At 37.5% G+C, this 12,657-nt stretch carries 16 protein-coding genes; 5 read left to right on the top strand and 11 right to left on the bottom strand.

Features of this window, described 5'->3' with window-relative positions; translation table 11 throughout:
* Positions 1–36: 36 nt before the first annotated feature.
* Complete coding sequence (locus LKW28_RS09105) at positions 37–633, bottom strand: SCO family protein (protein ID WP_229140056.1); 597 nt, start codon at positions 631–633, stop codon at positions 37–39.
* 169 nt (positions 634–802) lie between these two features.
* On the opposite strand from LKW28_RS09105, the gene LKW28_RS09100 reads away from it, so the two are divergent.
* Positions 803–1,423: a YitT family protein gene (locus tag LKW28_RS09100; protein ID WP_229140055.1), complete on the top strand. Its 621-nt coding sequence runs from the start codon at positions 803–805 to the stop codon at positions 1,421–1,423.
* Positions 1,424–1,452: 29 nt separating this feature from the next.
* Here the strand turns inward: LKW28_RS09100 and cysC are convergent, their stop codons facing one another.
* The 5 genes from cysC to LKW28_RS09075 are packed head-to-tail and all read right to left on the bottom strand — an operon-like array spanning position 1,453 to position 5,232.
* Positions 1,453–2,052: an adenylyl-sulfate kinase gene (gene cysC, locus LKW28_RS09095; protein ID WP_229140054.1), complete on the bottom strand. Its 600-nt coding sequence runs from the start codon at positions 2,050–2,052 to the stop codon at positions 1,453–1,455.
* Positions 2,053–2,063: 11 nt separating this feature from the next.
* On the bottom strand, positions 2,064–3,212 hold the full coding sequence (gene sat / locus LKW28_RS09090; protein ID WP_229140053.1) for a sulfate adenylyltransferase: 1,149 nt from the start codon (positions 3,210–3,212) through the stop codon (positions 2,064–2,066).
* 19 nt (positions 3,213–3,231) lie between these two features.
* Positions 3,232–3,939 carry a phosphoadenylyl-sulfate reductase gene (locus tag LKW28_RS09085; RefSeq protein WP_267497957.1) on the bottom strand — a complete coding sequence of 236 codons (708 nt, stop codon included), beginning with the start codon at positions 3,937–3,939 and terminating at the stop codon, positions 3,232–3,234.
* On the bottom strand, positions 3,920–4,480 hold the full coding sequence (locus LKW28_RS09080) for a histidine phosphatase family protein (protein WP_229140052.1): 561 nt from the start codon (positions 4,478–4,480) through the stop codon (positions 3,920–3,922). Before LKW28_RS09080 ends, LKW28_RS09085 begins: the two co-directional genes overlap by 20 nt.
* The gene (locus LKW28_RS09075; RefSeq protein ID WP_229140051.1) at positions 4,465–5,232 is read right to left on the bottom strand and encodes a phosphosulfolactate synthase; all 768 of its coding nucleotides are present in this window, start codon (positions 5,230–5,232) and stop codon (positions 4,465–4,467) included. The genes LKW28_RS09080 and LKW28_RS09075 overlap by 16 nt, the downstream gene beginning before the upstream one ends.
* Positions 5,233–5,479: 247 nt before the next feature.
* Between LKW28_RS09075 and LKW28_RS09070 the strand changes: the two genes are divergently transcribed.
* From LKW28_RS09070 to LKW28_RS09060, 3 genes are all read left to right on the top strand, one after another.
* Entirely contained in the window at positions 5,480–6,730 is a 1,251-nt protein-coding gene (locus LKW28_RS09070; protein ID WP_229140349.1) for an MFS transporter, read from the top strand.
* 14 nt (positions 6,731–6,744) lie between these two features.
* Entirely contained in the window at positions 6,745–7,032 is a 288-nt protein-coding gene (locus LKW28_RS09065) for a hypothetical protein (protein ID WP_229140050.1), read from the top strand.
* A gap of 169 nt (positions 7,033–7,201) precedes the next feature.
* A complete protein-coding gene (locus LKW28_RS09060) occupies positions 7,202–7,681 on the top strand; it encodes a PCYCGC domain-containing protein (protein ID WP_229140049.1) in 480 nt (159 codons plus the stop codon).
* 19 nt (positions 7,682–7,700) lie between these two features.
* Here the strand turns inward: LKW28_RS09060 and LKW28_RS09055 are convergent, their stop codons facing one another.
* The 3 genes from LKW28_RS09055 to ilvA form a co-directional block, all read right to left on the bottom strand.
* Complete coding sequence (locus LKW28_RS09055) at positions 7,701–8,564, bottom strand: DegV family protein (protein ID WP_229140048.1); 864 nt, start codon at positions 8,562–8,564, stop codon at positions 7,701–7,703.
* 140 nt (positions 8,565–8,704) lie between these two features.
* Positions 8,705–8,956, bottom strand: coding sequence for a DUF2535 family protein (locus LKW28_RS09050; RefSeq protein WP_229140047.1), 252 nt, complete (start codon positions 8,954–8,956; stop codon positions 8,705–8,707).
* 94 nt (positions 8,957–9,050) lie between these two features.
* Positions 9,051–10,325, bottom strand: coding sequence for a threonine ammonia-lyase IlvA (gene ilvA, locus LKW28_RS09045; RefSeq protein WP_229140046.1), 1,275 nt, complete (start codon positions 10,323–10,325; stop codon positions 9,051–9,053).
* A 248-nt stretch (positions 10,326–10,573) separates the two neighbouring features.
* Between ilvA and trhA the strand changes: the two genes are divergently transcribed.
* Positions 10,574–11,227 carry a PAQR family membrane homeostasis protein TrhA gene (gene trhA, locus LKW28_RS09040; RefSeq protein ID WP_229140045.1) on the top strand — a complete coding sequence of 218 codons (654 nt, stop codon included), beginning with the start codon at positions 10,574–10,576 and terminating at the stop codon, positions 11,225–11,227.
* 16 nt (positions 11,228–11,243) lie between these two features.
* On the opposite strand, the gene LKW28_RS09035 is transcribed toward trhA, so the two are convergent.
* Together LKW28_RS09035 and LKW28_RS09030 are read right to left on the bottom strand one after the other, a co-directional pair.
* On the bottom strand, positions 11,244–11,738 hold the full coding sequence (locus tag LKW28_RS09035; protein ID WP_229140044.1) for a dihydrofolate reductase: 495 nt from the start codon (positions 11,736–11,738) through the stop codon (positions 11,244–11,246).
* 57 nt (positions 11,739–11,795) lie between these two features.
* Positions 11,796–12,503, bottom strand: a complete 708-nt coding sequence (locus LKW28_RS09030; RefSeq protein ID WP_229140043.1) for a hypothetical protein — start codon at positions 12,501–12,503, stop codon at positions 11,796–11,798.
* Positions 12,504–12,657 lie beyond the last annotated feature (154 nt).

Here is a 12,657-nt window from a genome sequence, read left to right as displayed (position 1 = left end):
TTAAAAAGGGACTCCACCCTGGAGTCCCTTACTTTTCTATTGAATTGTTTTAATATCGGCTAAAATTTCTTCATATGGAGTATTTTCGACCCCATTGTATTCCTTCAAAACAGTTCCATTTTGGTCAACTAAGTAAAACTTAATCACATGCAATACTTGGTCTTGGCCTTCAGGTTTTGCCACTAATGCTTTAAAGCTGTCTTTTGCAAATACAGTTATTTCATCAATTGTATATCCGGTTAACAGATGCCAGTTAGATAAATCATCACTATAGCCTTCCGCATATTCCTTCAGCACCTCAGGTGTGTCTACTTCCGGGTCAACAGAGAAGGAAACAAATTCAACATCCAGCCCCTCTTCTTTCACCATGCCTTGCAACTTAGCCATGTGAGCTGACATTGGCGGACAAACTGTATCACAATTAGTAAAAATCATATCAGCTATCCAAACTTTCCCCTCTAAATCCTTTAAGCTAAAATCTTCACCATTCTGATTCACATAGGAGAAATCGGAGACCTCATAATTCAACGCATTAGGAATTCCACTGCCACATGCTGCTAAAACAAAAATAAGTGCAACAACTACTAAAAATTTTATTTTTTTCACGTTTTCACCTACATCCTTAATTCTCATTCTCATCTCATTTTAAAGAATATGTGACAAACTTACAACTCAAATGGATGTGAACAATTTTCGAACATATTGAATAGCTTGTCAACATAAAATGGACAAGGAGAGTGAGTTTCGGGAGGTTACATATTTATGAGTTCTATAAACGTTATCAGAAAGGTCAATTTAATCAATGCCTAAAGCTGTGATTACCTATATTTGCATTGTTAGTGGCGCATTTTTACAAGGGCTTGGTATGTCCTTATTTTTATTCCCTCATAACATTCCTTCAGGTGGTGCCGCTGGGCTTGCGATTTTGATGAATTACTGGACACAATTACCTTTAGGTACGTCTTTATGGATTGTCAATTTCTCCTTTTTAATTCTTGCGTTAAAATATTTCGGATTTTCCTGGACCGTAAAAACGATGATTGCTGTTACGATTACGTCTGTTACGGTGAGTTTTGTATCTACACTTGGCTCATTTCTTACACCCTTTTTCTGGCTTGACTTACTCTGTGGGGCCATGATTTTCGGTATAGGGGTAGGACTATTAATCCGAAGTGGTTCATCTAGTGGCGGGATGGTCATTCCGACGTTAATGATTGCTAAATACAATGATTGGTCACCGGGCAAAGTCATGCTTTGGCTGAACTTTTTCATTTTCTTATTAACAGCTTCCGTCATTGATATTCGAATTGTCTTTTATGCAATCCTTTGTCAAACCGTATCAACGAACATTATTGATTTTATTTATCATCTTAGGGCACCTTCTTTTATCGCAACTAACCAGCTTGGTTGGAGAAAAAAGTAAAGTAAGAAAGCTGAAATCACTTTCTTACTTTAAAGAATTGACCTCTGTTTTAAATAGTCAATTATTTTTTCTACGGATTGTGAGATGGTAAATTTGTCCGTTTCGATTACCAGTTCTGGATAATCCGGTTCTTCGTACGGGGAGCTTATTCCGGTAAAATCGGGTATCTCTCCGTTTCTCGCTTTTTTGTATAAGCCCTTTGGATCGCGATTTTCACAAACATTGATTGGACATTTTACGTAAACCTCGATAAATTCCCCATCAGGAAACAAATTTCTTACTTGCTCACGGTCTTCACGAAATGGCGAAATGAATGCTGTCGAGACAATTTGCCCACTTTCTACAAAAAGCTTTGACACCTCACCAATCCTGCGAATATTTTCTTTCCGATCTTCTTTGCTAAAACCAAGGCCAGCATTTAAACCGTGGCGAATATTGTCCCCGTCAAGGACATAACTTTGCACTTTATTTGTAAAAAGCACCTGGTCTAGGGCATTTGCTAAAGATGATTTACCTGAACCTGATAGTCCTGTAAACCAAATCACACAGCTTTTATGTTGATTTTGTTGTTGTCTCGCCATTTTCGTTATTGCAGCTTGATGCCATATAATATGTTGTTCTTCGCCCATATTACCCACCTTTATATCTTCGAATATTGTTCTGCCATGCCTCGAATGAGGACCTCGACTACCTCTGGCCTGCTAAATTCCCTAGGTGGTTTTTTTCCTGCCTTTAGCATTTCACGTACTTTTGTCCCTGATAGGATTACATGGTCCTCCTTACTATGAGGACATGTTTTGGCAGAGGCCATGTTCCCGCACTTGTTACAGTAAAAACTATGTTCAAAAAACAATGGTAAAATTCCTAGTTCCTCTTCTGTAAAATGGCTAAAAATCTTTTGAGAGTCATAGGTACCATAGTAATTTCCAACCCCCGCATGGTCGCGACCTACAATAAAATGTGTACACCCATAGTTTTTCCGGACTAATGCATGAAAGATTGCTTCCCTTGGACCGGCATAACGCATCGCAGCTGGAAATACAGATAGGAACACTCTGTTTTTCGGATAATATTTTTCTAGGAGAACCATATAGCTTTCCATCCGAATATCACTTGGAATATCATCTGATTTTGTTTCACCGACCAACGGATTTAAAAATAATCCATCGACGACTTCCAAAGCTGACTTTTGAATATACTCATGTGCTCGATGAACTGGATTTCTCGTTTGAAATCCGACTACTTTTTTCCAGCCTAAGTGTTCAAAAACGGCCCTAGTTTCAATTGGATCCAAATAAAAGGTTTCGAACCTCTTTTTCTTTGGACGTTTGACAAGATGTATCGGCCCGGCAATATAAACATTGGGTCTTTCAAATAATCGTTTGACACCAGGATGTGCTGTCTCTGTTGTCCGATATACCTTAAATGCCTCTACTTCTTTGTTAGGCAGATATTTCTCGATGACCTCGATCACTCCGTAGACCTCGCCATTTTGAACTAATCGGACCTTTTCCCCGATTGAGATTTTCTTTGCAACTGTTTTGTCTACTGCCAATGTAATAGGAATTGACCACGGAAGTCCATTAGCAAGTCTCATCGAGTGAAGAATCGATTCATAATCGGCCTTCCCTATAAATCCTTCAAGTGGACTATATGCACCTACTGCAAGTAATTCCAAATCACTTAACTCCATGTTGCTGAGTTCAATTTGTTTATCGATTTCTTCATAATTAATCGTTGGATTAAAACGATTAACCAATGTACCGCCATGCGGTTTACTTAATGCCAATTTGATAACCTCCATTACCTTATTTCACATGTAATCCGCATTCTGTTTTATCGGAGTTCGCCCATCTGCCTGAACGTAAATCTCCATTTAGAACTTGGTTTGTACATGGCGCGCAGCCAATACTCGGATAGTTATTGTCGTGCAATTCATTATAGGGAAGATTGTTAAGCTTGATATACGTCCAAACATCGTCCCATGTCCAGTGAATAAGCGGACATATTTTAATGTTTTTAAATTTTTCATCCTTGTTTACGTATTCCGTATTTTTGCGGGTAGGTCCCTGCTCACGACGCAAACCCGAGATCCATGCTTTTGTACCAGTAAGAACCTCATGTAAAGGATCAATCTTCCGTATTTGACAGCATAAATTCGGATTCGTCTTCCATAATTCATTACCGTGTTTTTCTTTCTGCTCCATTAGGCTTAATACCGGTTTTTTCAATTCAATCGTAAGAGTTGGATATTTTTGTTTGATTTTTTCAATGAGTTCATATGTTTCTTTAAAATGGAGGCCAGTATCTAAGAAGACGATTCGAGCGTTTTTTTTCACCTTTGAAATTAAATCAATCAATACGATTCCCTCTGCCCCAAAGCTACATGCGTACACAATATCTTCAGCCGAATAACTGTTATATGCCCACTTTAATATGTCATAATAGTCCTTGTTGTTTTTCACGATGTCCGAAACACTCTGTTCATTCCAGTTTTCATATGTGATAACGCCCAATCTCAAACTCCTCCTCTCCTGCTTCGATTGTTAGCATTTGATTATTTTTTATTTCCAGCTGATTCATTTTATTAATCGTTCCAAATCTGAAATAAGATACGCATGCACGAATCCAGGATCCGTGACCAAATGCTAAAATTGACTCGTAATCCTTATATTTTTGTAAAAATTCAAGCATCCGAGTTTCTAAGTCCGTGATTTTTTCCCCAAGAATAATTTCACGCGGGTTTGTAAACCAGTTCTTTTTATGTGTTTCTATAAGTAGACTTTTTTCTTTCCCTTCAAATTCGCCAAAATGAACTTCATTTAACAATGGCTCAATTTCAAAATGGTCATATCCGTAAGCATTTGCAGTTTGTTGTGTTCGGGTTAATTCACTCGTTAAGACCAAGGAGTAATGTTGTTTTAACCGTTTTTTGTTTTTTTCTATATCCTCTTTGTTAACGTTATTTATTTCTAGTATTGGAATGTTTCGGCTTCCTTGGAGCACCCCTTTCACGTTCCACTCTGTGGGAAGGTGCCTGATCAAGGTAAGTTCCATGTCTTCTCTCCCATGAAAAAGGTTTCGCTCCGCAAGCCCAGTCTTTGTGATTCTAAAACTAAAACGTCAGTAATTTTGACGTTACCCAGATTGACATTTGTACCAAATTCGTTGATAAAAAACATTTGCTGCTTTGGTGTCGGAGCTTCAAAAATAAGTTTATTGACATCAATATTTTTTGAAATCTGATCAATTAATTCAGTGTTAACTTGGCCAGAACGGTTATAAATTCCGGCAGTACCAGAATCCCTGCCTTCTGTAATCACATACTTGCATCCCGCTGCTAACAGCAAATTTATTTCCTGCTCCCAGTCAGCTAATGGCATTTCCCTATTTTGATCCTTTGAGCCTACTTCAGCAATCACATTAAAATGCTTTTTCCATTTTTTTATGAGTGAGAGCCTTTTATGAAGCGGGATATCTACCGTCCCATTTGAAATCTCAATCCATTCAATGCCAAGCTTTTGGAGGCTTTTAGCATATTCATCAAGTTTTTCCTGGACAAAGCATTTTTCAAAAAACGTGCCGCCACAATATGGGATTACCTTATATTTTTTATAAAGATTGATTTTTTCCTGCAAATTCGGGGTCACATATGCGGAACCAATTCCGATTTTCGCGATATCTATATAGGCATGGTAATCACGTAAATGCGCCTCCACTATGGGAACAGGCGTACCAAAATCAGCAATTGAGGTAATTCCATAGCTCCGATCTCCCTTTGTTCGCTCAGGAACATTTAAAAAGTCCATAGGCATAATTCCTCCTTGTTAACAAACATAAACCGGTTGTTTATCTCTTTTTTGTTATATACACCCATCTTCTTACAGTTGCTATGTTATTCAAAAACAGGTAAATGGTGTAAAGAATGGGCTTTTCTAATGTTTCTTTCAATTGGAAACTACTAACAGAATAGGCATAACGAGAATTTGAAAAAATAGTAAAGCATGAATTGATTTCAATTTTGTTCATTTCACACCGAAATATAAGGAGATGCAAATCTTGTCCAGCAAAAATAATTCAGCAATGACTATTGTTGCGATTAGTTCAATTCCACTAATCCTTGTTCTTGGTAATTCAATGCTCATCCCAGTCTTACCCGAAATGCAAAAGGAACTTGATATTAGTCAATTCCAGGTGAGTCTTGTTATTACTACCTTTTCAATAGCAGCTGCGTTTTCGATCCCATTGCTCGGTTATTTCTCAGATCGATTTTCTAGAAAAGCCGTCATCATACCTGCACTCATTCTCTATGGTACAGGTGGACTGCTTGCTGGAATGGCAGCTGCTTGGTTTTCGAGTCCATATTATTGGATCATGGCTGGCCGGGTTATGCAGGGTATAGGGGCAGCAGGAACAGCACCAATCGCAATGGCACTTACAGGTGATTTATTCAAAGGCGGCAAACAGAGTCGTGTCTTAGGGTTAGTTGAAGCCTCAAATGGCTTTGGAAAGGTGATCTCGCCAATAATTGGCTCATTACTCGCACTGTTATTTTGGTATGCAGCCTTTTTCGCTTTCCCAATCTTTTGTTTACTTTCTGTGCTGCTTACGATCTTTTTCGTCAAGGAGAAAAAACAAAAGAAAGAACCACCACCGCTCAAAAAATATGTACACGGGTTATTTTCAGTATTTAAAAATGAAGGGAGATGGCTATTTACAGCTTATTTAGCCGGTGCAACCTGTTTATTCACTCTGTTTGGAATTCTCTTTTATTTATCGGATGTACTAGAGAAAACCTATGATACAGATGGTGTTCTTAAAGGAGCGATTTTAGCCATCCCTCTTTTATGTATGACAACAACTTCCTACATTACGGGCAGTAAAATCGGGAAAAAAATGCCATTAATGAAAAATCTCATTATCGTGGGGTTATTTCTCATGACTGTCTCATTTGCATTGTTGGTTTTTTTTGAAAGTCTAATTCCGTTCATTGCAGTATTGGCCATCAGCAGCATCGGTACTGGACTCGTATTACCGTGTATTAATAGCTTTATCACGGGTTCAGTTTCAACAGAAAAACGAGGTTTCGTAACATCTCTTTATGGATCTGTTCGATTTTTAGGCGTAGCAATAGGTCCCCCTATTTACGGCTGGCTCATGAATTGGTCACGCGCGGGAATGTTTTTAACCACTGCATCGTTGACATTAGTCGTTGGCCTGTTATGTATGATTTTAATTCGGGTGAAAAAGAAAAATCCAAGTAAGGAAACAAATGATTCTCTATTTAAAAAATTGCAGTTAACATAAAAGGAGGAATCGTCTTGCAAATCTTTGTTTCTCCAGAATTGATTAAGGAAGAATGTCAAATTCTGAATATCGTTAATCAGGATAAGAAGGCGCTTGGCTATATTGCTTTCTTCTTTGATGATAAGAAAATGTATGTTTATGGGCACTGTGAGGAGATGGGTGTTAGTAAGGATTTTAAAGATACGATCACACCATATATTCAAGGTATGGCCAAGGCTAAGCCTGATTTAGATATTCTCACCTATATTTCGATTGGAGGAGAGAAGTTAGAATTATCAGATGAAGAATCAGAAGGTAAGTAAGGATATCGGTTACGATGTCCTTTTTTTACTTATCTAGCCCAAGAAGCCATCGCAATCCGATAGGCGGGCTTCTTGAGCTTTCTTTTTATGACAAAATCGTGAATTCTTTTTTTTACAAACATTTGATATGTTAAAATAGGCTTACATAAGATAAGAAAGGTTGTTTATTATGAAAAAGATCGTTGTCTTTCTCACGCTTATTCTCGTATTTGGTATGGTTGGCTGTTCGCAAAACGATGAAGATCATGAATCAAACGGCGAAGAACATGTAATGGGAGATATTCGTGAAGAAACCGCTTCAATAGATGTAATGCCATCTTTTTTAGATGGAAAGTCAGAGGAAATGGTGACAATTTATAAAGCTGCAGCAATAAATAAAGATCTACTTGAAACGATACCTTGTTACTGTGGTTGCGCTGACTCTGTGGGTCACCGTGATAATTATGATTGCTTTGTTCATGAAAACAAAGGTGATGCGATTGTATGGGATGATCATGGTACAAAATGTATGGTATGTCTAGAAATTGCAGCTACATCCGTAATGGAATATTCAAAGGGTAAATCACCAGGTGAAATTCGGGATATGATTGATGAAACTTACAAAGAAGGCTACGCTAATCCAACACCAACTCCAATGCCCGAAATCTAAAAAAATGACGTGTGAATGTTCACACGTCATTTTTGCGTTCTATTTCCACATAATACATAAACCCAATCGCTCCGGGACCCGTGTGGGTGCTGATGACGGGCGTAGTATCAACGATGTCAACGTCTTCGTATCCGGTTAACTTTTTAATCGCATCTTTTAAATTGGAGGCAAGCTCCACTGCATCGACTTGGGCAATTGCGACACCTTTAATCATTTTATCCTTTACATCTTCGGCAAACTTTTCACTTAAGTATTTTACAATTTTCGCATGGCTTCTAACCTTCGACACAGGAGTATAGACACCATCCTGCAATGACGCGATTGGTTTAATATTCAGTATCGACCCAATTAGTGCCTTACCTTTTCCGATTCGCCCGCCTTTAACCAGATTTTCCAATGTATCAACCGTTACAAATAATGTTGTGTTTTCTCTTATTTCCTCAATCCGTTTCACAATCTCATCCATCGTGTGTCCCGCATTTGCCATTTTGGCAGCCTCCACAACTTGAAATACTAAGGCTCTAGAGATATACATGGAATCAATCACAGTGACCTTTGATTCACTCAATCTTGCCGCATTTTCAGCAGATGCCACAGTACCACTCATCCCCCCGGTCATATGGATGGAGAGTATTTCACTGCCGTCACTTCCTAATTGATCGTATAGCTCGACAAAGTGCCCAACCGCTGGCTGAGAGCTTTTTGGCAGTTCGGCTGATTGTTTCATTTTAGTTAAGAATTCTTTTGGTGTAATATCCACTCGATCAAGAAACGTAACCCCATCAATTGTGATGGATAACGGAACGACGGAGATACCCAATTCTCTAATTTGCTCCTTTGAAAGATCGGCTGTAGAATCTGTTACAATTTTCACCTTTGTCATACGTTCACTTCCTACGTCTGGCGTTTATCTATTTTTACTAAATAGCTTGTCCATATTTTAACGGGTAAATTGCTCAAATAATGCTCAAATGCAAAAAAAGAGCCGATTTTAATTGTTTTAAAATCGGCTTCATTCTAAAACTATGCATTATGTTTTAAAATATCTAGTTGAAAAATACGTTCATAATCAGTCCATTTAAGAACGGTCTTTAAATATTCTCGAAACGAATAGATTTGATTTGGACTTGATTTTAACATGATTTTCGACAAATATGCCTGTAAACGAAAATCGAGCATAAAGCGATATGTGTTGCCTTTCTCCAATACTGGAATTTCAATTACTTTAACCTTCTGTCCATAACTATTTTTGAACTCTAGGCTTTTGAATAGCAAACAATCAGTCCTTTTTCACCCGTTTCTTTTATTATACATGAGAACAAACAATTCGTCTTTGTCTAATTATGTTGAATTCGTGAAATTAACATTATTAGATTAATAAATTAAATAATGTCGTATTTTCTTTATTTAACTCGCGGAATGGGAACCCTTTTTTCATCATTCGGTTCACTAATGCTTGATAGTCATCCTTATGCTTTAGTTCAATTCCAACTAGTGCCGGACCATTTTCCTTGTTATTTTTCTTTGTATATTCAAATCGGGTAATATCGTCTGTTGGGCCTAATACATCAAGTAATAATTCTCTTAATGCGCCAGCCCTTTGTGGAAAATTCACGATAAAATAGCATTGTAAGCCTTCATACAGCATCGAACGTTCTTTAATTTCCTGCATTCTGCTGATGTCATTGTTTCCGCCACTAAGCACACAGACAACAGTTTTGCCTTTTAGTTTATCCTTGTACAAATCAAGGGCCGCAATTGATAATGCTCCAGCAGGCTCTGCAACAATGGCATTTTCATTATATAAGTCCAAGATCGTTGTACATACCTTTCCCTCCGGTACAACAACAATATCATCTACAAGCTGTTTACTAATTTCAAAGGTTTTTTCACCAACTGTTTTTACAGCTGCACCATCAACGAACTTATCAATTTTTTGCAAAGTCGTGACTGCACCATTTGCAATCGATGTTTTCATGCTTGAGGCACCCTCTGGCTCAACTCCGATCACTTTTGTTTCTGGAGAAATGCTCTTCATGTAGGTTGAGATACCTGAAATAAGTCCGCCCCCGCCAATTGCAGCAAATACAAAATCAACAGGCTCTGCACAATCATTTAAAATTTCGACCGCTACCGTTCCTTGACCAGCCATCACATCCGTGTCATCAAAAGGATGGATAAACGTGCGATTCTCTCTTTCACAACAGGCTACCGCTTCCTCATAGGAATCATCAAAAGTATCACCGGTTAAGATAATCTCGACATAATCTCGTCCAAAAGCTTCTACCTGGGAAACCTTTTGCCTTGGTGTTGTAGATGGCATATAGATTTTGCCTCGGATTTTTAATGCAAAACAGGAAAACGCCACTCCTTGTGCATGGTTTCCTGCACTTGCACAAACGACTCCGTTTTTAAGCTCTTGTTCAGTTAGATTTTTAATTCGATTGTAAGCACCTCTAATTTTAAAAGAACGAACAATTTGTAAGTCCTCTCGTTTTATTAGTAAGTTACATTCGTAACGTTCAGATAGTAATTCATTTCTTTGTAAAGGTGTATGGATTATAACATCCTTCAATGTTTGATTTGCTTTTATGATATCCTCTACATGGATCCCATCTAGTTTTTGTTTTACTTCGTGTGCCATGAGCCCCATATCCCCTTTCGTGTGTTTCTGCAACAACACAGTACAGTATTGAAATATTTAATTCGTTCATTATAACATGAATAAGCCTATATGTAGCAAAGTTTTCTAAATATTTTATTACTTTTTTAAATGAATCGCTTCCATTTCAAAATTTTCTTAACAACCTTTATGTAAAATGACAAATGTCATTTGAAATCTGTTTTTATTAGCAGTATGATTGGATGAAGAATTGTATTGAGGTGAAAAGAATGACGTTTAGGCAAGAGACACTAAAGGAAGAAATTGCAAATGCCATCACACATGGTATCGGAGTTTTATTAAGTATTCCAGCCCTTGTTATGTTAATCGTGTTTGCCGTGAAATATGGGGATGTTTGGCATATTGTGAGCTTCTCTATTTTCGGGACCACTATGGTTCTTCTATATTTATTTTCAACCCTTTTGCATAGCATCACACATCTAAAAGCGAAAAAAGTGTTTGCGATCTTAGATCATTCGGCGATTTATTTATTAATTGCCGGCACGTATACACCTTTCGTTTTAGTAGCGATACGAGGCTGGCTAGGTTGGACGATATTTGGAGTCGTATGGGGACTAGCTGTCGTTGGCATCGTGTTTAAGGTCTTTTTTGTAGAAAAATTTATGATCCTTTCAACGGTTTGTTATGTCCTTATGGGATGGTTAATTATCGCGGGCATTAAGCCGTTATATGAAAGTATAGGATTCAACGGATTTATGTTATTGTTAACAGGCGGAATTCTGTATACGGTTGGTGCAGTGTTTTATGTATGGAGAAAGCTGCCGTTTAACCATGCAATCTGGCATTTGTTTGTGTTGGCGGGAAGCGCTGCGATGTTTTTCTCCGTGTTATTCTATGTCGTTGATGTACCGTTTATATCCTAAAAAGAAACCCGCAGATTTAGTTCTGCGGGATTTTTTCATAAACTATAAACGTGTAATCATAGGGATTTTTCTCGTCCTTAATGCCTTTTTCCTTTGAGATGACTTTCCACTCGTTCTTATTAAATGCCGGAAAATAGGTATCCCCCTCAAATTCCTCTTCAATCTCAGTTATGTAAAGACGGTCTGAATATGGAAGTATCATCTTAAAAATCTCGGCACCGCCGATAACAAAGAGCTCCTGATCGGTTTCTTCTCTTAATTTCACAATCTCATCAATTGAATGAATCACCTTACAGCCTTCCGCTTTGTATGAAGTATCACGAGTAACAATAATATTTTCTCTGCCAGGCAGTGGGCGGCCAATCGAATCATACGTTTTTCGTCCCATAATGATCGCGTGCCCCATGGTTACCCTTTTAAAATAGGCCAAATCCGCTGGTAATCGCCAAGGAAGGTCATTGTCCTTACCAATTAGTTGGTTTTTATCCATTGCCAGTAATAATGAAATCATTTAATACACATCCTCACAAAAAAGTCCTAGGATAAATTATACCCTATTAAAATTCGCCTAATAATTTAACTCATCAATTTTTCTATCAATTTCTCTTGCTTGTTCTTCTAATTCATTAATTGTTTCAAGCACAATTTTTGCATATTCAACTTGGTTCATATCCATATCTAACCTGTGGTAAGGATGAATTGCTGGTGTTCTTTGAAAATCTTCAATTGCTTTAAGGTGAGCAATTACCTTTCTTGTATTATAAAAATAAGTTCCATTTACCATAGCAGCTGAGTTGAGAATACTATTATTATTAAAAGTAAATTTCCCTAATTGCTCCGAAAACTTTCCATCATATTTATTTAATGTTTCTTCATTTTCCTTATCATACACTTCGGAAACAAATTTCTTTACCTCTTCCATGTAAATTAGTACATCTCCTGCATGTTTTCTTTTCTGAGGATAAGTTTCGAGGATTCTATTTTGTCTTTCATGTTGTATTGTTAAATAAACACCACCAAGAGTTAAAGCACCTGAGATTCCACCTCCCAGTAGCGCACCATAAAAAGAAGCATAGAAAGGAATCCATTCACCTTCATCTCCACTCACACGAAAACTAAAATCGAAATTCATAATGAAGTTTACAATGACCGGAAAGAAGATAAGAATTAAAAGGGTTATACCTCCACCCCAGATAAAGTATTTCTTTATTTGATTTAACTCTTTAACGTTTCCATTACCTTCTTTACTTTTTTGCTTATTCTGTTTGATTGACATAGTACACCCCCTAACAGCTTTAATAATTCGACATTATTTGTCGGATTCCTTCATAAATTATTTATAAACAAAAAAAGGCTTAAGGGTCTGAACTGACCTAGCCAAATGAGACATATATAAAACACCTATCCATATTAAATTTAACACTTTTTCA

This window comes from Bacillus sp. REN16, from assembly GCF_020731355.1.
Taxonomy (GTDB): Bacteria; Bacillota; Bacilli; order Bacillales; family Bacillaceae_L; genus Ferdinandcohnia.
Note: the sequence above shows the minus strand (reverse complement) of the source record. Positions and strands in the feature narration are given on the sequence as shown.

Excerpts from the sequence above, each read along its gene's own strand:
- LKW28_RS09105 (WP_229140056.1), bottom strand. The coding sequence starts at position 633 with ATGAGAATTAAGGATGTAGGTGAAAACGTGAAAAAAATAAAATTTTTA.
- LKW28_RS09100 (WP_229140055.1), top strand. The coding sequence starts at position 803 with ATGCCTAAAGCTGTGATTACCTATATTTGCATTGTTAGTGGCGCATTT.
- cysC (WP_229140054.1), bottom strand. The coding sequence starts at position 2,052 with ATGGGCGAAGAACAACATATTATATGGCATCAAGCTGCAATAACGAAA.
- LKW28_RS09080 (WP_229140052.1), bottom strand. The coding sequence starts at position 4,480 with ATGGAACTTACCTTGATCAGGCACCTTCCCACAGAGTGGAACGTGAAA.
- LKW28_RS09075 (WP_229140051.1), bottom strand. The coding sequence starts at position 5,232 with ATGGACTTTTTAAATGTTCCTGAGCGAACAAAGGGAGATCGGAGCTAT.
- LKW28_RS09060 (WP_229140049.1), top strand. The coding sequence starts at position 7,202 with ATGAAAAAGATCGTTGTCTTTCTCACGCTTATTCTCGTATTTGGTATG.
- LKW28_RS09055 (WP_229140048.1), bottom strand. The coding sequence starts at position 8,564 with ATGACAAAGGTGAAAATTGTAACAGATTCTACAGCCGATCTTTCAAAG.
- ilvA (WP_229140046.1), bottom strand. The coding sequence starts at position 10,325 with ATGGCACACGAAGTAAAACAAAAACTAGATGGGATCCATGTAGAGGAT.
- trhA (WP_229140045.1), top strand. The coding sequence starts at position 10,574 with ATGACGTTTAGGCAAGAGACACTAAAGGAAGAAATTGCAAATGCCATC.
- LKW28_RS09035 (WP_229140044.1), bottom strand. The coding sequence starts at position 11,738 with ATGATTTCATTATTACTGGCAATGGATAAAAACCAACTAATTGGTAAG.
- LKW28_RS09030 (WP_229140043.1), bottom strand. The coding sequence starts at position 12,503 with ATGTCAATCAAACAGAATAAGCAAAAAAGTAAAGAAGGTAATGGAAAC.